The organism is Methylobacterium sp. J-090, from assembly GCF_022829345.1.
Classification (GTDB): domain Bacteria; phylum Pseudomonadota; class Alphaproteobacteria; order Rhizobiales; family Beijerinckiaceae; genus Methylobacterium.
Genome location: NZ_JAKSXV010000106.1, coordinates 211,607 through 230,117 on the forward strand (window position 1 = coordinate 211,607; position 18,511 = coordinate 230,117).

At 67.3% G+C, this 18,511-nt stretch carries 13 protein-coding genes; 11 read left to right on the plus strand and 2 right to left on the minus strand.

Going from position 1 to position 18,511, the window contains the following annotated elements:
* Positions 1-130 precede the first annotated feature (130 nt).
* From nuoL to MKK49_RS22445, 10 genes are all read left to right on the plus strand, one after another.
* Positions 131-2,242 (plus strand): NADH-quinone oxidoreductase subunit L, encoded by a 2,112-nt coding sequence (gene nuoL, locus MKK49_RS22400; protein ID WP_244032119.1) that lies wholly within the window; start codon positions 131-133, stop codon positions 2,240-2,242.
* Between the two features lie 113 nt (positions 2,243-2,355).
* Complete coding sequence (locus tag MKK49_RS22405) at positions 2,356-3,876, plus strand: NADH-quinone oxidoreductase subunit M (RefSeq protein ID WP_244032121.1); 1,521 nt, start codon at positions 2,356-2,358, stop codon at positions 3,874-3,876.
* A 13-nt stretch (positions 3,877-3,889) separates the two neighbouring features.
* Positions 3,890-5,344 (plus strand): NADH-quinone oxidoreductase subunit NuoN, encoded by a 1,455-nt coding sequence (gene nuoN / locus MKK49_RS22410; protein ID WP_244032122.1) that lies wholly within the window; start codon positions 3,890-3,892, stop codon positions 5,342-5,344.
* Between the two features lie 58 nt (positions 5,345-5,402).
* Positions 5,403-6,134, plus strand: a complete 732-nt coding sequence (locus tag MKK49_RS22415) for a biotin--[acetyl-CoA-carboxylase] ligase (RefSeq protein ID WP_244032323.1) — start codon at positions 5,403-5,405, stop codon at positions 6,132-6,134.
* A 13-nt stretch (positions 6,135-6,147) separates the two neighbouring features.
* Positions 6,148-7,821, plus strand: a complete 1,674-nt coding sequence (locus tag MKK49_RS22420) for a ribonuclease J (RefSeq protein ID WP_244032123.1) — start codon at positions 6,148-6,150, stop codon at positions 7,819-7,821.
* A gap of 144 nt (positions 7,822-7,965) precedes the next feature.
* Positions 7,966-8,370, plus strand: a complete 405-nt coding sequence (mce, locus tag MKK49_RS22425) for a methylmalonyl-CoA epimerase (RefSeq protein ID WP_056089075.1) — start codon at positions 7,966-7,968, stop codon at positions 8,368-8,370.
* A gap of 59 nt (positions 8,371-8,429) precedes the next feature.
* Positions 8,430-8,711 (plus strand): DUF1467 family protein, encoded by a 282-nt coding sequence (locus MKK49_RS22430; RefSeq protein ID WP_409565125.1) that lies wholly within the window; start codon positions 8,430-8,432, stop codon positions 8,709-8,711.
* Between the two features lie 404 nt (positions 8,712-9,115).
* A complete protein-coding gene (proS, locus tag MKK49_RS22435; protein ID WP_244032124.1) occupies positions 9,116-10,441 on the plus strand; it encodes a proline--tRNA ligase in 1,326 nt (441 codons plus the stop codon).
* Between the two features lie 7 nt (positions 10,442-10,448).
* A complete protein-coding gene (locus MKK49_RS22440) occupies positions 10,449-11,747 on the plus strand; it encodes a lipoprotein-releasing ABC transporter permease subunit (protein ID WP_409565119.1) in 1,299 nt (432 codons plus the stop codon).
* A gap of 20 nt (positions 11,748-11,767) precedes the next feature.
* Complete coding sequence (locus MKK49_RS22445; protein WP_244032125.1) at positions 11,768-12,481, plus strand: ABC transporter ATP-binding protein; 714 nt, start codon at positions 11,768-11,770, stop codon at positions 12,479-12,481.
* A gap of 10 nt (positions 12,482-12,491) precedes the next feature.
* Here the strand turns inward: MKK49_RS22445 and MKK49_RS22450 are convergent, their stop codons facing one another.
* A complete protein-coding gene (locus tag MKK49_RS22450; protein ID WP_244032126.1) occupies positions 12,492-13,739 on the minus strand; it encodes a glycosyltransferase in 1,248 nt (415 codons plus the stop codon).
* Between the two features lie 573 nt (positions 13,740-14,312).
* Between MKK49_RS22450 and dnaE the strand changes: the two genes are divergently transcribed.
* Positions 14,313-17,822 carry a DNA polymerase III subunit alpha gene (dnaE, locus tag MKK49_RS22455; protein WP_244032127.1) on the plus strand — a complete coding sequence of 1,170 codons (3,510 nt, stop codon included), beginning with the start codon at positions 14,313-14,315 and terminating at the stop codon, positions 17,820-17,822.
* Positions 17,823-17,834: 12 nt separating this feature from the next.
* On the opposite strand, the gene MKK49_RS22460 is transcribed toward dnaE, so the two are convergent.
* The gene (locus tag MKK49_RS22460; protein WP_244032129.1) at positions 17,835-18,416 is read right to left on the minus strand and encodes a hypothetical protein; all 582 of its coding nucleotides are present in this window, start codon (positions 18,414-18,416) and stop codon (positions 17,835-17,837) included.
* Positions 18,417-18,511 lie beyond the last annotated feature (95 nt).

The following is an 18,511-nucleotide window of genomic DNA, read 5'->3' on the forward strand; positions in this document are numbered from 1 at the left end:
GAAGACACCTTAATCGAGCGGGGCTGGGCAGATGCCGGGTCCGGGCGGTGACACGAAGACAGGGCTCGTTCGCGAGGGTCCGCGCGCGGCGCGGGACTAGCCACGACCCAGGAGGCCGGACAAGCCAGCGATGTATCACGCGATCGTCTTCTTCCCGCTCATCGGCGCCCTGCTCGCCGGCCTGTTCGGCCGCCAGTTCGGCCCCAAGGTGTGCGAAGCCATCACCACGGGCCTCCTCGCCTTCTCGGCGTTGCTCTCCTGGGGCGTCTTCCTGGAGATTCCGGGCACGGACCACGCCACGCGGGTTCAGGTCGCCACCTGGTTCACCGCCGGGGACCTTGTGGTCGATTGGGCCTTCCGCATCGACACGCTCACCGCCGTGATGCTGGTGGTGGTGACCTCGGTCTCGACCCTCGTGCACCTCTACTCCATCGGCTACATGGCCGAGGACCCGCACCGGCCGCGCTTCTTCGCCTACCTGTCCCTGTTCACCTTCGCCATGCTGATGCTGGTGACGGCCGACAACCTCGTGCAGATGTTCTTCGGCTGGGAGGGCGTCGGCCTCGCCTCCTACCTGCTCATCGGGTTCTGGTACGAGAAGCCCTCGGCCAATGCGGCGGCGATGAAGGCCTTCATCGTCAACCGGGTCGGCGATTTCGGCTTCTCGCTCGGCATCTTCCTCGTCTTCGTGCTCACGGGCTCCATCGCCTTCGACGGCATCTTCGCCCGCGCTCCCGAGATCAAGGACGCGACCTTCCACTTCCTCGGCTACGACTGGAGCGCCTGGACGCTCGCCTGCCTGCTCCTGTTCATGGGCGCCATGGGCAAGTCCGCGCAGTTCCTGCTCCATACCTGGCTGCCCGACGCCATGGAGGGACCGACCCCGGTCTCCGCCCTCATCCACGCCGCCACCATGGTGACGGCGGGCGTGTTCATGGTCGCGCGGCTGTCGCCGATCTTCGAGCTGGCACCGAACGCCCTCGTCGTCGTCACCGTCATCGGCGGCATCACCGCGTTCTTCGCCGCCACGGTCGGCCTCGTCCAGAACGACATCAAGCGCGTGATCGCCTACTCGACCTGTTCGCAGCTCGGCTACATGTTCGTGGCTCTGGGCGTCGGCGCCTACTCCGCCGCCGTGTTCCATCTCTTCACCCACGCTTTTTTCAAGGCGCTGCTGTTCCTCGGCGCCGGCTCGGTCATCCACGCGATGCACCACGAGCAGGATATGCGGAACATGGGCAATCTGCGCCGCTACATCCCGTTCACCACGGCGATGATGACCATCGGCACTCTGGCGCTCATCGGCTTCCCGTTCACCGCCGGGTACTATTCCAAGGACGCGATCATCGAGGCGGCCTACGCCTCGACCCGGCCCGGCCACACGCTGGCTTTTCTCGCCACCGTCACCGCCGCCCTGATGACCTCGTTCTATTCCTGGCGCCTGTTCTTCATGACCTTCGAGGGGCCGGCGCGCTGGGCCGGTCACGGAGCCGGTCACGGCGCCGCGCACCATGACGACCATCATCCGGCGGTGGCGCATGCCGGCGCCTCGGCCCAGGCCGACGGCGCGCCAGGCCACCACGAGGGCGTCGCCCACGACGACCACGGCCACGATGTCGAGCCGGCCTCGCACAGCGCCATCGAGCACCACGACCACGCCCACACGCCGCACGAGAGCCCCCTCGTGATGACGATTCCGCTCGGCATCCTCGCCTTCGGCGCGCTGTTCGCCGGCCTGATCTTCAAGAACCGCTTCATCGGCGAGGGCATGGACGCGTTCTGGGGCCATTCCCTGGGCCACGGTCCCGACAACCACATCATGCACGACATCCACTCAGTGCCGGCGCTGGTGGCCTATTCGCCCTTCATCATGATGCTGATCGGCTTCGTGCTGGCGTTCTGGATGTACATCCGCCGCCCCGAACTGCCGGGCCAGCTCGCGGCCCAGCAGCCGAGCCTGTACCGATTCCTGCTCAACAAGTGGTATTTCGACGAACTCTACGACCGGATCTTCGTCCGCCCGGCCAAGGATTTCGGCAAGTTCCTCTGGAAGGAGGGCGACGGCCGGGTCATCGACGGGATGGGGCCGGACGGCATCGCCACCCGCGTGATGGACGTCACCCGCGGCGTCGTCCGGCTCCAGACCGGCTACGTCTACCATTACGCCTTCGTCATGCTCGTCGGTGTCGCCGGATTCATTAGCTGGTACATGCTCACCGGCCTGCCGAAGGCCGGACACTGATGGTCGCGGATAAGAGGGCCTCACAAAACTCCCGGTCCCCGGCGGTTCTCGCTCTGCGACCAACGGGCAGCGGGAGTTTTGTGAGAGACACCAAGAACGGGAGCGCCCGCTAGATGTTCGGCCTCGGAATCCTCTCCGGCCTCCTGATCGTGCCCCTGTGCGGCGCGGCTTTCATCCTCACCCTCGGTGATGAGACGGAGGCATCGAAGCGCAACGCGCGCTGGGCGGCGCTCGCCACCACGCTCCTCACCTTTCTCCTGTCCCTGGTGGCCTGGAGCCGGTTCGATGCGACCACATCGAGCTTCCAGCTCATCGAGACCCATGCATGGCTGACCGAATCGATCCGATTCAAACTCGGCGTTGACGGTTTCTCGATGCCGCTGATCCTGCTCACCACCTTCCTGATGCCGTTCTGCATCGGCGCGTCGTGGCTCTCCGTCGATAAGCAAGTGAAGGAGTATTACGTCGCGTTCCTCGTCCTCGAGACGACGATGATCGGCGTGTTCCAGGCCCTCGATCTGGTGCTGTTCTACCTGTTCTTCGAAGCAGGCCTGATCCCGATGTTCCTCATCATCGGGATCTGGGGCGGTAAGCGGCGCATCTACGCGAGCTTCAAGTTCTTCCTCTACACCCTGCTCGGCTCGGTACTGATGCTGCTCGCCATCATGGCGATGTACTGGCACGCCGGCACCACCGACATCCCGACCCTGCTGCACACCCGCTTCCCGGTCGGCATGCAGACCTGGCTGTGGCTCGCCTTCTTCGCCTCCTTCGCGGTGAAGATGCCGATGTGGCCGGTCCATACCTGGCTGCCTGACGCGCACGTGGAGGCGCCCACCGCCGGGTCGGTGATCCTGGCCGGCATCCTCCTCAAGATGGGCGGCTACGGCTTCATCCGCATCTCGCTGCCGATGTTCCCCGACGCATCCCAGGCCTTCGCCCCGATGGTGTTCGCCCTCTCGGTCATCGCGATCATCTTCACCTCGCTGATCGCGATGATGCAGACGGACATCAAGAAGCTCATTGCCTACTCGTCCGTGGCGCATATGGGCTTCGTGACGCTCGGCCTGTTCACCCTCAACGAGCAGGGCATCCAGGGCGCCCTGTTCCTGATGATCTCCCACGGCATCGTGTCCGGCGCGCTCTTCCTCTGCGTCGGCGTGGTCTACGATCGGATGCACACCCGCGAGATCGCGGCCTATGGCGGCCTCGTGAAGCGCATGCCCCTCTACGCGGCGGCCATGATGGTGTTCACCATGGCCAACGTGGGGCTTCCCGGCACGTCGGGTTTCGTCGGCGAGTTTCTGGCCATGATGGGCGCCTTCAGGGCCAATCCCACGGTCGCGTTCTTCTCGGTGTTCGGCATCATCCTGTCGGCCGGCTACGCCCTGTGGCTCTACGCCCGGGTGATCTACGGCAAGCTCGAGAAACCCAACCTCCAGGGCATCCTCGACCTGGATCTCCGCGAAAAGATCATCATCGCGCCGCTGGTCGCCCTGACGATCTATTACGGGGTCCACCCGGCTCCGATCCTCGACACCTTCGCCCCCTCCACGGAGGCGTTGATGCAGAGCATGAAGACCGCGCTCTCGAACACGCAGACGGCGGCCGCCCTCCCGCCCGTCGCGCGCTGAAAGCTTCGATCCGATGACCGTCGCCCAATCCGTCCTGCCCGCGCTCTGGCCCGCCCTGCCGGAGCTGATCCTCGGTGTCGGCGTCCTCGTCCTGATCCTCTACGGATCGTTCCGGGGCGAGCGCTCCGCCGAGGGCGTCAATGTCGGCGCCCTGCTGCTGCTGATCCTGGCGCTGTTCGTGGTCATGTCCCAGTCGGGCACCAAGGTGACGACCCTCAATGGCGCGTTCATCGTCGACGGCTTCTCGAAGGTGATGAAGGCCCTGATCCTGCTGGGCTCCGCCGCCTCGATCCTGCTGTCGCGCGACTATTTCCAGCGCGAGCGGATCGACCGGTTCGAGTTCCCGATCCTCATCGTCCTGTGCACCCTCGGCATGCTGGTCATGGCCTCGGCCAACGACCTCATCTCCCTCTATCTCGGCCTCGAACTCCAGTCGCTCGCCGCCTACGTCATCGCGGCCTTCCACCGCGACAACCTGAAATCGACGGAAGCCGGGCTGAAGTACTTCGTCCTCGGGGCGCTCTCGTCGGGCATGCTGCTCTACGGCTCGTCCCTGGTCTACGGCTTTACCGGCACGGTCTCGTTCCCCGGCATCGTCGCCGCCCTGAACGACGCGAATGTTGGCTTCGGTCTCGTCCTCGGCATCGTGTTCGTGGCCGCCGGTGTCGCCTTCAAGCTCGCGGCTGTGCCGTTCCACATGTGGACGCCGGACGTCTACGAGGGCTCGCCGACGCCCGTCACCGCGTTCTTCGCCTCGGCCCCCAAGATGGCCGCCATGGCCATGACCGTGCGGATCTTCATAGGGGCCTTCCCCGACGTGACGGCGGTCTGGCAGCAGATTATCGTGTTCGTCGCCATCGCCTCCATGGCGCTGGGGTCCTTTGCGGCCATCGGGCAGCGCTCCATCAAGCGCCTGATGGCGTATTCCTCCATCGGCAATGTCGGCTACGCCCTCGTCGGTCTGGCGGCGAGTTCGCAGGCGGGCATCAGCGGCGTGGTGATCTACATGATCATCTACCTCGCCATGACACTCGGCGCCTTCGCGGTGATCCTGTCGCTTCGCCGCGGCGGCCAGATGTTCGAGACCGTGGACGACCTCTCGGGCCTGTCGCGCACCCATCCGGTCCTGGCGTTCTGCCTCGCCGCGATGATGTTCTCGCTCGCCGGCATCCCGCCGCTCGCCGGATTCTTCGCGAAGTTCTACGTCTTCGCCGCAGCCATCGAGGCCAACCTCGTGGCGCTCGCCATCATCGGCGTCGTCACCAGCGTTGTCGGGGCGTTCTACTATCTCCGCCTCGTCAAGGTGATGTACTTCGACGAGCCACTGGCGCCCTACGATCCCATGGCGCCAGGCCTGCGCATCGTGCTCGGCCTATCGAGCGCCGTCGTGATCCTGTTCGTGCTGCTGCCGGCTCCCCTCGTGGGGGCTGCGGGAGCGGCCGCGAAGTCGCTGTTCGCCGGGTCCTGAGGCCCGAGCCTTGAGCGGCTACCGCCTCGGGGGCCTCGCGCGGGCGGATGGGCATCGGCTGCACGTTCACGACAGCCTCGGCTCCACCAACACCGAGGCCCTGGAGCGGGCGCGTGCCGGCGAGGCCGGCCCCCTCTGGGTGGTGGCCCATCGCCAAACCTCCGGGCGCGGCCGGTGTGGCAACACCTGGGCCTCCTCGCCCGGCAATCTCACGGTGAGCCTGCTCTGGCCGGTTCACGATGTCGATCCGGCCGACGTGCCAACCCTCGGTTTCGTCGCCGGAATCGGTCTGATGGGAGCCTTTCGCGGAGCAGGGATTGACGGCGTCGCGTTGAAGTGGCCGAACGATATCCTGGCCTCCGGGGCCAAACTCGCCGGCCTCCTTCTGGAAGCCGAGACGCTCGCCGGCGGGCGGCGCTGCGTGGTCATGGGCTTCGGCGTCAACGTCGCTGCGGCACCGGAGGGCTTGCCTTATCCGGCTACGTGCCTCAGGCAGATGCAGCACGCCACGCGCGCCGAGGATCTATTCGTCCATCTGACGGACGGGATCGTCGACGCCGCGCGAGTGTGGGATCGTGGCCGGGGATTCTCGAGGATCCGCGAACGCTGGATCGCCGACGCGGCCGGGATCGGCGCGACGGTGACCGTTCAGACCGGCGACACCCGCGTGCAAGGAATTTTCGAGACGATCGACGGGGCGGGGCGGCTCGTCGTCCGATCGGAGGATGGAACGCGACGGACCGTGACGGCGGGCGAGGTGCATCTGGGTACGGCCGCGACGGCGGCTTGAGGTTTAGGTGAAGATGACGACAGGGCAAGACGAACTCGTCTTCGTGCCGCTCGGCGGCGTGGGCGAGATCGGCATGAACGCGGCATTGTACGGCTTCGGGCCGGCCAAGCGTCGCAAGTGGATCATGGTCGATTGTGGCATGGGCTTCGCCGGGGAAGAGGGCTTTCCCGGTATCGACCTCATGTTCCCGGACCTGAGCTTCATCGAGGAGCGCAAGGACGATCTGCTGGGGATCTTCATCACCCACGCGCACGAGGACCACATCGGCGCCATCGGTGAGCTGTGGCCCAAGCTCAAGGCGCCGGTCTACGCCACGCGCTTTGCCAAGAACCTGCTGGAGGCCCGCCGCCTCAGCGAACCGGGTGCGCCGAAGGTTGTGCTCAAGGAGATCCAAGCCGGACGCCGCGTCCAGCTCGGGCCCTTCGACATCGAGTACATCCCGGTTTCGCACTCGATTCCCGAGTCGAATGCGGTGGCCATCCGCACGCCCCATGGCCTGTTGCTCCATACCGGCGACTGGAAGCTCGATCCGACCCCGATTCTCGGCGACGTGACCTCCGAGGCGACGTTCCGGGCGCTGGGCGACGAGGGCATCCTCGCCATGATCAGCGATTCGACCAACGTGGTGCGCGAGGGCCGGTCTCCGAGCGAGGCCGAGGTCGCCGCCACCCTGCGCGAGCTGATCTCGGAGGCGCCCCACCGGGTCGCCGTCACCACCTTCGCGTCCAACGTGGCGCGGATGCGCGCCGTCGCGGAAGCTGCTCAGGCTTGCGGCCGCGAGGTCGTCGCCGTCGGTCGCGCCATGGACCGGGTGATCGGGGTCGCCCGCGAATGCGGCTTCCTCGACGGCCTTCCCGAGTTCCGATCGGCCGACGCCTACGGATACCTGCCGCGCGACAAGGTGGTGTGCCTGCTCACCGGCTCGCAGGGCGAGGAGCGGGCGGCGCTGGCCCGCGTCTCGCGCGACGACCATCCCGACGTGACCCTCGCGTCCGGAGACCGGGTGATCTTCTCCTCCCGCGCCATTCCGGGCAACGAGCGGGCGGTGGGGGCGATCATCAACGATCTGATCAATGCCGGCATCGAGGTGGTGACCGACCGGACGAAGCTCGTCCACGTCTCGGGCCATCCCCGGCGCGACGAGATGGCCGAGATGTACGCCTGGACCCGGCCTCAGACGGCGATCCCCGTTCACGGCGAGGCCCTGCACCTCGACGAGCACGCGCGCTTCGCCCGGGCCCAGGGCGTGCCGAACATCGTCAAGGCCCGCAACGGAAGCGTCGTGCGCCTCGCCCCCGGCACGCCGGAAATCGTGGATCACGTCAAGGCCGGCCGCCTGTTCAAGGATGGCAACATCCTGATCGATGCCAAGGACCGGGCGATCCCCGAGCGCCGCAAGCTCGCGCAGGCCGGTCTCGTCTCCGTGGCCATCGCCATCGACGAGCAGGGCGAGGTCCTGGGCGAACCGGCCATCGACATCATTGGCCTGCCCAACCGCGGCCGGAACGGTCAGCCTATGCTGGACGTGGTGATCGAGTGCGTGTCCCGGACTCTTTCCGGCCTGTCCAAGGTCAAGCGCCGGGATGCCGAAGCCGTCGAGAAGGCTGTCGATCGGGCGATCCGCTCGGGCGTCAACGAAACTTGGGGCAAGAAGCCCGCCTGTCACGTGCAGGTGGTGGAAGTCTGAGGACGTGGCGGGTGGGACGCGCGTCCCGCCCGTACCCTCGTCCCGAGGTGCCGCAGCGGAGCGAGGGCGTCTTTCGCAAACGCCGATGCGGCCTCTCAGGACGAGGGCGTTTTTTCGAGATCGAGCGCACAGGGAGATGAAAACATGATCGGACGCCTCAACCACGTCGCCATCGCCGTGCGCGATCTCGATGCCGCCTGCGCCATCTATCGTGACACCCTGGGCGCCACCGTCACCGAGCCGCTGCCGCAACCCGAGCACGGCGTCACGGTCGTGTTCGTGAATTTGCCCAACAGCAAGGTCGAGCTCATGGCGCCGCTCGGCGAGGGGTCGCCCATCGAGAGCTTCGTCGAGCGCAACCCCAACGGCGGCGTGCACCACGTCTGCTACGAGGTCGATGATATCCTGGCCGCCCGCGACAAGCTCAAGGCTCAGGGCGCGCGGGTGCTCGGCACCGGCGAGCCCAAGATCGGCGCCCACGGCAAGCCGGTGCTGTTCCTCCATCCCAAGGATTTCCTCGGCACCTTGGTCGAGCTGGAGCAGGTCTGACCCGCGTGGGCGCCGTCCTCCACACCGTCGCCGCCTCGACACTGCGGACGCTCGGCGCCATGCTGGTGGTCATCGGCCTCGTGGTCGTGGTGGCGGTGAGCCAGTTCCGGCTCACGGTGTTCGGCGCCTTCGCCCTCTACTTCGTGGTGTGGTGGACGCTGCTGTTCGTGATGCTGCCCATCCGCAATCAGGCTGAGACCGATCCGGCCCGGGTCGTCCCGGGCCAGGATCTCGGCGCTCCGGCCTCGCCGCGCCTGCGCGAGAAGGCGCTCTGGACCACGCTGCTCTCCGGCGTGGTGTTCCTCGTCGCAATCCCTGTTTTCGAACTGACCGGCTTGTAATCGTTTCTCGATCCGTCCCCAGCGAGCGGGCATAAAAAAAGCAAGGCCTGAGCCTTGCTTTTATGAAGACGGTCGATGGCGCAGCCTATTTATCTCACGCATCTTGACGGCGTGGCGGCTGATTGTTCCTCCCAAGACTCGGGCATGTCGCGGCCTCTGACGGGCTTTGCGACCAGCACCGGGCGCTTATAGGAACAGGAGTTCCCATTGTCACCTCGTGAGAGATCAAATCCGGCGCTTTTCTACCGGAAACGCACGGATCTGTTACCGACCGCACCGAAACGCCGATCGAGCGGGGCCACGCGGGTTCGCGGTGTCGCCCGGCTGCGCTTGTATTTTCCCGATGCAATGTGTTGTGTGCCCCGGCGCGCCCGATAGTTCGGCGCGTTGGTCCAGGGCCTTCCATGCGTCTCTCCCGCTATTTCCTCCCCACCTTGCGCGAGACGCCCAAGGAGGCCGAGATCGTCTCGCACCGCTTGATGCTGCGGGCTGGCCTCGTCCGGCAGGAGGCCGCCGGCATCTACGCCTGGTTGCCGCTGGGCCTGCGGGTGCTCAACCGGGTCTGCGCGGTGATTCGCGAGGAGCAGGATCGGGCCGGGGCCATCGAGATCCTGATGCCGTCGATCCAGTCGGCCGAACTCTGGAAGGAATCCGGGCGCTACGAGGCCTACGGCAAGGAGATGCTCCGGATCTCCGATCGTCACGACCGCGAGATGCTGTTCGGCCCCACCGCCGAGGAAGTCGTCACCGAGATCTTCCGCGGCAGCGTGCGGTCCTACAAGGACCTGCCGAAGAACCTCTACCAGATCTCGTGGAAGTTCCGCGACGAGGTGCGGCCGCGCTTCGGCACCATGCGCTCGCGCGAGTTCCTGATGAAGGACGCCTACTCGTTCGACATCGATCAAGCCGCCGCCCGCCACGCCTACAACCGCATGTTCGTGGCGTACCTTCGCACCTTCGCGGGCCTCGGCCTGAAGGCGATCCCCATGCGGGCCGATACCGGCCCCATCGGCGGCGACCTCAGCCACGAATTCATCATCCTGGCCCAGACCGGCGAGAGCGAGGTGTACTGCGACCGTCAGTATCTCGAATTCGAGACCCCGCCGGTCACCACCGATTTCGAGGATGTCGCCGGCCTCCAGGGGACCGTCGACCGTTGGACGTCGCATTACGCTGCGACCTCCGAGATGCACGAGCCGGCCGCCTTCGGCGAGGTGCCGGAGGTCAACCAGATGGCCGCGCGCGGCATCGAGGTCGGGCACATCTTCTACTTCGGTACCAAATATTCCGAGCCCATGGGCGCCAAGGTCACCGGGCCCGATGGCGTCGAGCGCCCGGTCCATATGGGCTCCTACGGCATCGGCCCGAGCCGGTTAGTCGCCGCGATCATCGAGGCCTCCCACGACGAGGCCGGCATCATCTGGCCGGATTCCGTGGCGCCCTTCGACGTGGCGCTCATCAACCTCAAGACCGGGGATGCGGGGACGGACGCCGCCTGCACCGAGATCCAGGGGACCCTGGAGGCCGCCGGCCTCACCGTGCTGTACGACGACCGCGACGAGCGCCCGGGCGCCAAGTTCGCCACCGCCGACCTCATCGGATTGCCCTGGCAGGTGATCGTCGGACCGCGCGGCCTCGCCGAGGGCAAGGTCGAGATCAAGCGCCGGGCCGGTGGCGAGCGCGAGACCATCGCGCCCATCGATCTTCTCGCCCGTCTGAAGCGGGCTTGAGCCCGCCATGGCGGCGGCGCTGATGGATCGGCTCAAGGGCGTGCGGGGCCTGTTCAAGCGCGGGAGCACGCCGCCCTTCGCCGGTTTCGAGTGGATTCTGGCCGGACGGTATCTCCGCGCGCGGCGGCGCGGCGGCGGTGTCTCCGTGGTGGCGTTCTTCTCGGTCCTCGGCATCGCCCTCGGCGTCGCCACCCTCATCATCGTCCTGTCGGTGATGAATGGCTTTCGCACCGAACTCCTGTCGAAGATCGTCGGCATCAACGGCCACGTCTTCGTCACGCCCATCGACCGGCTGTTCACCGATTTCGAAGACCTCTCCGACCGGCTCTCGAAGGTCGCCGGGGTTCGCGCCGCGATTCCCCTGGTCGAGGGGCAAGCCTTCGCCTCCTCGCCCTACGGCGGCAGCGGCGTGCTCGTGCGCGGCATCCGGGCGGAGGATCTCGACAAGATCGGCAGCATCGCCAAGAACATTCGCGGCGGCACCCTGGAGGGTTTCGAGGACGGAACGGGCGTCGCCATCGGCCGGCGGCTCGCGGAGGCGCTGGGTCTCCAGGCCGGCGACAACATCACCCTCTCCACGCCGAAGGGCGCGACCACGCCGTTCGGCACGGCGCCGCGCACGAAGTCCTACACGGTCAAGGCGGTGTTCGAGATCGGCATGACCGAGTTCGACGCGACCTTCGTGTTCATGCCGCTCGCCGAGTCCCAGGCCTTCTTCAACCGCGACGCCGATGTCAGCCTCATCGAGGTCTACCTCGACAACGCCGACGGGGTCGCGGCCATGCGGCCCGACCTCGAGATGGCGGCCGAGCGCCCGGTGTTGCTCACGGACTGGCGCCAGCGCAACCGCACCTTCTTCGGCGCTCTGGAGGTGGAGCGGAACGTGATGTTCCTCATCCTCAGCCTCATCGTGGTGGTGGCGACCCTCAACATCGTCTCGGGACTCATCCTGCTCGTGCGCGACAAGTCGAGCGACATCGCCATCCTGCGCACCATGGGCGCCACGCCCGGCACGGTGATGCGGGTGTTCCTCATCAACGGGGCGCTGATCGGCATCGTCGGGACGCTGAGCGGCCTCGGCCTCGGCATCCTCATCACCCTGAACATCAAGCCGATCCAGCGCGTGCTGTTTCCCTCGGCCTGGGACCCCACCGTGCGGTTCCTGGCCGAGATCCCGGCTGAGATGAACACCCAAGAGATCACCGTGGTGGTCGTTACCTCCATCGCCCTGTCGCTCATCGCGACCCTGTATCCCTCGTGGCGTGCCGCCCGGCTCGATCCGGTGCAAGCGCTTCGCTACGGCTGAGCGAAAGCCTTAGGATTCCCATGACCACGACAGCCGATGCGCCCGGCGCGCAGCCGGTCCCAGCCCTGTTCTTCACCAAGGTGGAGCGGCGCTACACGCAAGGGGCGGGGGCCCTCGACATCCTGCGCGGCGCCGATTTCGCGATCTGGCCCGGCGAACTCGTCGCCCTGGTGGCCCCCTCGGGCGCCGGCAAATCGACCCTGCTGCACATCGCCGGTCTCCTGGAGCGGCCCGATGGCGGTGAGGTCTTTATCGGCGGCCGGCCCACCGCCGCCATGGTGGATTCCGAGCGCACCCGCATCCGCCGGGAGGAGATGGGCTTCGTCTACCAGTTTCACCACCTCCTCCCGGAGTTCTCGGCCCTCGAGAACGTGGTGATGCCCCAGCTCATCCGGGGTCTGTCCAACAAGGAGGCCAAGGCGCGGGCCACCGAGCTCCTGAGCTTCCTCGGCCTCAAGGAGCGCCTCGTCCACCGCCCGGCCGAGTTGTCGGGGGGCGAGCAGCAGCGCGTCGCCATCGCGCGTGCCGTGGCCAACGGCCCGCGCCTGCTGCTGGCCGACGAGCCCACGGGCAACCTCGACCCGCACACCGCCGCCCACGTCTTCGGCATCCTCGTCTCGCTCGTGCGCGCGTCGGGTCTCGCCGCCCTGGTCGCCACGCACAACATGGACCTAGCCGCCCGCATGGACCGGCGGGTGACGATTCGCGATGGGCTGATCGAGCAACTCGACTGATCCGCGCGCGTCAGCGCCCGATCAGGCGCTCGATCTCGTCGCAGGCGGCCGCCACCCCGTTCTCCCGCGTCATCCGGGCCTGAGCCTCCGCGCAGGCCCGCGCCACGGTGTCCGAGTCCAGGAGACGGGTCAGCACCTGTGCAGCCCGCACAGGAGTGAACCGGCGCCGGCCGAGCATGGCGCCGACGCCGAGGCGCCGAAGGCGCAGGCCTTCATCGAAATGGTCGAATGCCACCGGGACCACGAGCTGCGGCACGCCGGCGGCCAGGGCCTGGGCGACGGTGCCGATGCCGCCATGATGGATCAGGGCGGCGGCGCGCGGCAGCAGCGCGCTCAAGGGCGCGTAGGGCACGTGGATCACACCCGGGGGCAGATCCAGGGGCACCTGACCCGCCTCGGGGGCCAGCAGCACCCCGCGCCGGCCCGTGGACCGGCACAGGGCGCAGGCCGTGCGGAAGAAGGCCTGGCCCTGACGCATCGCCGAGCCGTAGGTGAACACCAGGGGCGCCGGGCCGGATGCGAGGAAGTCGCTCAGGTCCGGGTTCAGGGACGGGGTGTCGCCGAGGCGATCGACGAGGGGAAAGCCGACCTGCGCGGCCTGGGCCGGCCAATCGGCTTGCGGAGCCGTGAACCAGTCCGGAAACATCAGGAGAATCCGCGTCGGACTGTTCCACCAGTGCCGCAGGCGGCGCACGGGTGCGAGGTCGAGGCGCCGGCGCAGGGCGTTGAGCTTCGGCAGGGCGGCGGGGCCGATGACGTAGCGGTCAGCCCCCCGGCCGAGCCAGTGCCGCAGGCGGGACGGCAGGAGATGGGCGAGGGGGATGCCCGGCATCACCGGTGCCGCGTGCCGGCTCTCCACCAGCAGGGGCATCACGTGGACAGTGACGACGGGCAGGCCGAGCTTGTCTTGCGCCACGCGGGCGCCGAGGCCGAGGGTGGAGGCGACCACGAGGGTTTCGCCCGGCCGGCTCGTGCGGGCAAGCCAGTCGTAGGTCTGCTCCGTCGTCGGGGCGAGCTGATCGAACAGGACGAAGGCTCCCCGCCGCGGGTGCCACAGGTCAGGCACGCCCAAGGTCCGGTCGTAATCGGCCCGCGTCCCCAGGGCATGGAACGGCAGATGGGCGCGGGCCGCGAGCTGCGCGAAGGGGGCGGGCGCCGCCAGAACCGCTTCATGCCCACGCCGCACGAGTTCGGCCCCGAGACCGATGAAGGGAAGGACGTCACCGTGGGAGCCGACGGCCACCAGCTTGATGTGCATGATCTGTCTGCGATGCGGGACCCGGATGTCCCGCTGAAATAGGCAGAGCGTCCGTCTTCGCCATCCTGTGGTTGTGACCGCGGCATCGGCGCAGCGTTTTCGCGGGCAGCAATGTGCTGGATCTCACGGAGACCGAACGTTTTCAGAACTGGGAAGGAGCGGATTTTCTTCGCCGCACCAGACAGTTCCGAGGGTGATTTCTGATGCATCGTCGAGCTTGGCGCTGCCGCATCGCCTGAATCCGTGCGGACATCGTGCGACCGCCCGCTGCTTCACATTTCGTTGACTCTGAAGCGTGTCGAGCCGTCTTTCCGCTTTACAAGGAACAAAACAAGAACAAAACTGAAGCTCTCAACGAAAGGCGCTTCCCATGTTCAAGCGGATGATCCTCACCGGCGCGGTCGAATTCATGGCCTTCGGGCTCCTGGCGGTGTCCGTCGCCGCATGGGCTGTCGCATTGGCGCCGTTGCGATAGCGTTGCCGAGCCACCACGAATGACGGCCTTCCACAGCCAAACCGAACACCGCGGCTGTTCTTGATGGATCGTTCACCACGAGTCGGGCTGATGGAAGCATGGCGCGCATCCTCAAAGATCCCGGCTTCGTCCACCTCCACGTCCACTCGTCGTTCTCGCTCCTCGAAGGGGCGCTGAAGGTCGGGGACATCGTCAAGGCCGCCGCCGCCGACCGGCAGCCGGCCCTGGCGCTCACCGACACCAACAACCTGTTCGGGGCGCTGGAATTCTCCGAGAAGGCTGCTGGTTTGGGCCTCCAGCCCATCGCTGGCCTGCAGGTAACGGTCGCTTTCGAAGCGCCCGACCCCATGGCGCGCAACCCCCAGGCACAGGGCGGCTGCGCCAATGTCGTGGTGATGGCCCAGGACGAGGCCGGCTACGCCAACCTCCTGCGTTTGGCGAGCCGGGCCTATTTCGACGGCGCCCTCGGCGATGCCCCTCGGGTGAGTGCCGCCGGCCTCGCCGAATTCGCCGGCGGCCTCATCGCCCTGACCGGTGGCACCACCGGTCCCCTCGACGGGGCCCTGCGCCAGGGCCGGGCCGAACTCGCCGCCGCGCGTTTGGCGCAGCTCAAGGCGGCGTTCGGCGAGAGCAACCTCTACGTCGAGATCCTGCGTCACGGCCTGTCCGACGAGCGGATGATCGAGCGCGAATTGCTCCGGCTCGCCGATGCCAACGGCCTGTCGATCGTGGCCACCAACGAGCCGTTCTTCGCCAAGACCGGCGATTACGACGCTCACGACGCGTTGCTCGCCATCGCCGACGGGCGCCTCGTCTCCGATGAGCGCCGCCGCAAGCTCACGCCGCGCCACGGCTTCACCACGCGCGCACAGATGGCCGAGCTGTTTTCGGACCTGCCCGATGCGCTCAACGCCACCGTCGAGATCGCCATGCGCTGCGCCTATCGCGTGCGCACGCGCAAGCCGATCCTGCCGAATTTCGCCCGGGTGGCCGCGGAGGCTGTCGCCAACGAGTCCACCGGTGAGGCCACCGTCAAGGTGGTCAGATCCGAGCCGGAGGAGCTGCGCGCGCAGGCCATCGCCGGCCTCGACCTGCGTCTCGTGCAGCACGGCACGGCGCCGGGCATGGACGAACAGGTCTACCGCGATCGTCTCGCCTTCGAGCTCGACGTCATCGTCGGCATGAAGTTTCCCGGCTACTTCCTCATCGTGTCGGACTTCATCAAGTGGGCCAAGGACCACGACATCCCCGTCGGCCCGGGTCGTGGCTCGGGTGCCGGCTCGCTGGTGGCGTGGTCGCTCCTCATCACCGACCTCGATCCCTTGCGGTTTGGCCTGCTGTTCGAGCGCTTCCTCAACCCCGAGCGCGTCTCGATGCCCGATTTCGACATCGACTTCTGCGTCGATGGCCGCGAACGAGTGATCCAGTACGTCCAGGAGCGCTACGGCCACGCGCAGGTGGCGCAGATCATCACCTTCGGTACCCTGCAGGCGCGCGGCGTGCTGCGCGACGTCGGCCGCGTGCTGGAGATGCCCTATGGGCAGGTGGACAAGCTCACCAAGCTGGTGCCGCAGAACCCGGCCAACCCCGTGACCCTGACCCAGGCCATCGAGGGCGAGCCCAAGCTCCAGGCGGCCATGGAGGAGGAGCCCATCGTCGCCCGCCTCATGGAGATCGCCAAGAAGCTGGAGGGCCTGCACCGCCACGCCTCGACCCATGCCGCCGGCGTGGTCATCGGCGACCGGCCGCTCGAACAGTTGGTCCCGCTCTACCGCGACCCGAAGACCGGCATGCGGGTGACCCAGTTCAACATGAAGTGGGTCGAGGCCGCCGGCCTTGTGAAGTTCGACTTTTTGGGTCTGAAGACCCTCACGCTGCTGCGGTACTGCACCGACCTGTTGGCCAAGCGCGGCATCATCGTCGATCTGGCGAGCCTGCCCCTCGACGACGAAGCGACCTACGTGCCGATGAAGCGCGGCGAGACGGTGGGCGTGTTCCAGGTGGAATCCGCCGGTATGCGCAAGGCGCTGGTCGAGATGCAGGCCGACCGGTTCGAGGACATCATCGCCCTGGTGGCGCTCTACCGCCCCGGCCCCATGGCCAACATCCCGGTCTATTGCGAGCGCAAGCTCGGGCGCGACGCCGGCAACGAAGCGAGCTGGTACCCGCACGCGAAGCTCGAGCCGATCCTGCGCGAGACCTTCGGCATCATCGTCTACCAGGAACAGGTGATGGAGGTGGCCAAGCTGCTGGCCGGCTACTCCCTCGGCGAGGCCGACATGCTCCGCCGCGCCATGGGCAAGAAGATCAAGGCCGAGATGGACGCCCAGCGCGACCGTTTCGTGAAGGGCTGCATGGAGCGCGACCTGACCAAGGCCAAGGCCGACGAGATCTTCGACCTCCTGGCCAAGTTCGCCGATTACGGCTTCAACAAGTCACACGCCGCCGCCTACGCGCTGCTGACCTACCAGACCGCCTACCTCAAGGCGAACCATCCCGTCGAGTTCCTGGCCGCCGCCATGCAGCTCGACATCGACGTGACCGACAAGCTCGCCGAGTTCCGCCAGGACGCCCAGCGCCTCAAGATCGTTGTCGAGCCGCCCTCCATCAACACATCGGGCGTCAACTTCGAGGTGACGGACGGGCGGATCATCTACGCCCTGTCGGCCATCAAGGGCGTCGGGCGCGGCGCGGTCGAGGCCATCGTCCAGGCGCGCGGCGACACACCGTTCCGGGAACTCGCGTGCCTGGCCCGGCGCATCAACCCGCGCCTCATCAACAAGCGAACGCTCGAGAACCTCGTCGCCGCCGGTGCCATGGACGCTTTGGAGCCGGACCGGGCGCGGGCCTGTGCCGCCATCGAGCCGATGATGAAGCTCGCCCAAGGCGCGGCCGAGGCGGAGAGCACCGGCATCGTCGACATGTTCGGCGGCGTCACCTCGACGGATGTCACCCTGCGGATACCGGCCTACGAGGGCTGGCCCATGGCCGAGAAGCTGAAGCGCGAGTACGACGCCATCGGTTTCTTTCTCTCGGGACACCCGCTGGACGAGTACGGCGATCTTCTGGGCAAGCTTCGGGTTCAGACCTGGGCCGAATTCTGCCGGGCCGTGCGGGCCGGCACCACCAGCGTCGGGCGTGTCGCCGCCTCCGTCCTCGACCGCTCGGAGCGGCGCACCAAGACCGGTAACAAGCTCGGCATCGTCATCCTGTCCGACCAGACCGGCCACTTCGAGGCGATCATCTTCTCGGAGGGGCTCGGACATTATCGCGATATCCTCGAGCCCGGCCGGCCCCTGGTGCTCCAGCTCCAGGCCAACCTCGAGGGCGAGGATGTCCGCGCCCGCATCATGACCGCCGAACCCCTCGACGCGGCGGTGGCCCGCCATCAGAAGGGCATGCGGGTGTATCTCCGCGACGAGCGCCCCATCGCCTCCGTGCAGCAGCGCCTGCAGGTGCGCGGCGAGGGCGAGGTCTCCCTCATCCTCCTTCTCGACAACGGTGACCGCGAGGTCGAGGTCAAGCTGCCGGGCAAGTATCAGGCGACGCCGCAGATCGCCGGCGCCCTGCGGGCCGTGCCGGGGGTGGTGCAGGTGGAGGTGAGTTGAGACGCCGGCCGGTCAGCGCTTCGCGAGGCAGGGCGCCACGGCGGTCTTGATCCGGGCCGAATCCGCGTCCGAGACCACGACCGTGGCGATCAACGGTGCGTCGCCCTTGCGGGGGCTCACCTGACTCCAAATGACTGTGCTCGGACGGGCGGACAGGACGGTGGCGAGGCCGCGCACGGCGTCGAGTCGCTTGGCATCCCCGCGCATGGAAGCGGAGACCGTGAGCTCGAAGGTGTCGGGCATCTCGGCTGAGACCGAACCGCTGGCGGCACTGCGCAGGGCGGGGGTGCTGCCGGGTCCCGTCGCCGTGAGTTCGCTCAGCGCCTTGCGGGTGGCCCCTGGGCCTTCGAAAGCCCCGAAGTCGAAGGCTGCGCCGAGGGCCTCGAAATTCCTCACCGCGAGGGTCAGCGAGAGGGCGCCCGTCTGGCTCTTGGCCAGGGTGTCGTCGCAGGCCAGGCGAATCGTGACGGGACGGTCCTTGCCGGCGATGACGGCCGCGCCCTGAAGGGTGGCCGTCCTGTCCGCCGCCTGGGCCATCCCGCAGACCAGCGACATCAGGGCAGCGAGGCGGAGGGGAGAGAGGGCAAACGGCATCGCGGGCGGTTCCGAACGTCAAGAGGCGAGGGCGGTGTCGTCATATCGGACCGACGGGACCATCGTCCATTGCCGGTCGGCGCCGGGCGCGCCGG

Excerpts from the sequence above, each read along its gene's own strand:
- nuoL (WP_244032119.1), top strand. The coding sequence starts at position 131 with ATGTATCACGCGATCGTCTTCTTCCCGCTCATCGGCGCCCTGCTCGCC.
- MKK49_RS22405 (WP_244032121.1), top strand. The coding sequence starts at position 2,356 with ATGTTCGGCCTCGGAATCCTCTCCGGCCTCCTGATCGTGCCCCTGTGC.
- nuoN (WP_244032122.1), top strand. The coding sequence starts at position 3,890 with ATGACCGTCGCCCAATCCGTCCTGCCCGCGCTCTGGCCCGCCCTGCCG.
- MKK49_RS22420 (WP_244032123.1), top strand. The coding sequence starts at position 6,148 with ATGACGACAGGGCAAGACGAACTCGTCTTCGTGCCGCTCGGCGGCGTG.
- mce (WP_056089075.1), top strand. The coding sequence starts at position 7,966 with ATGATCGGACGCCTCAACCACGTCGCCATCGCCGTGCGCGATCTCGAT.
- MKK49_RS22430 (WP_409565125.1), top strand. The coding sequence starts at position 8,430 with ATGCTGGTGGTCATCGGCCTCGTGGTCGTGGTGGCGGTGAGCCAGTTC.
- proS (WP_244032124.1), top strand. The coding sequence starts at position 9,116 with ATGCGTCTCTCCCGCTATTTCCTCCCCACCTTGCGCGAGACGCCCAAG.
- MKK49_RS22440 (WP_409565119.1), top strand. The coding sequence starts at position 10,449 with ATGGCGGCGGCGCTGATGGATCGGCTCAAGGGCGTGCGGGGCCTGTTC.
- MKK49_RS22445 (WP_244032125.1), top strand. The coding sequence starts at position 11,768 with ATGACCACGACAGCCGATGCGCCCGGCGCGCAGCCGGTCCCAGCCCTG.
- MKK49_RS22450 (WP_244032126.1), bottom strand. The coding sequence starts at position 13,739 with ATGCACATCAAGCTGGTGGCCGTCGGCTCCCACGGTGACGTCCTTCCC.
- dnaE (WP_244032127.1), top strand. The coding sequence starts at position 14,313 with ATGGCGCGCATCCTCAAAGATCCCGGCTTCGTCCACCTCCACGTCCAC.
- MKK49_RS22460 (WP_244032129.1), bottom strand. The coding sequence starts at position 18,416 with ATGCCGTTTGCCCTCTCTCCCCTCCGCCTCGCTGCCCTGATGTCGCTG.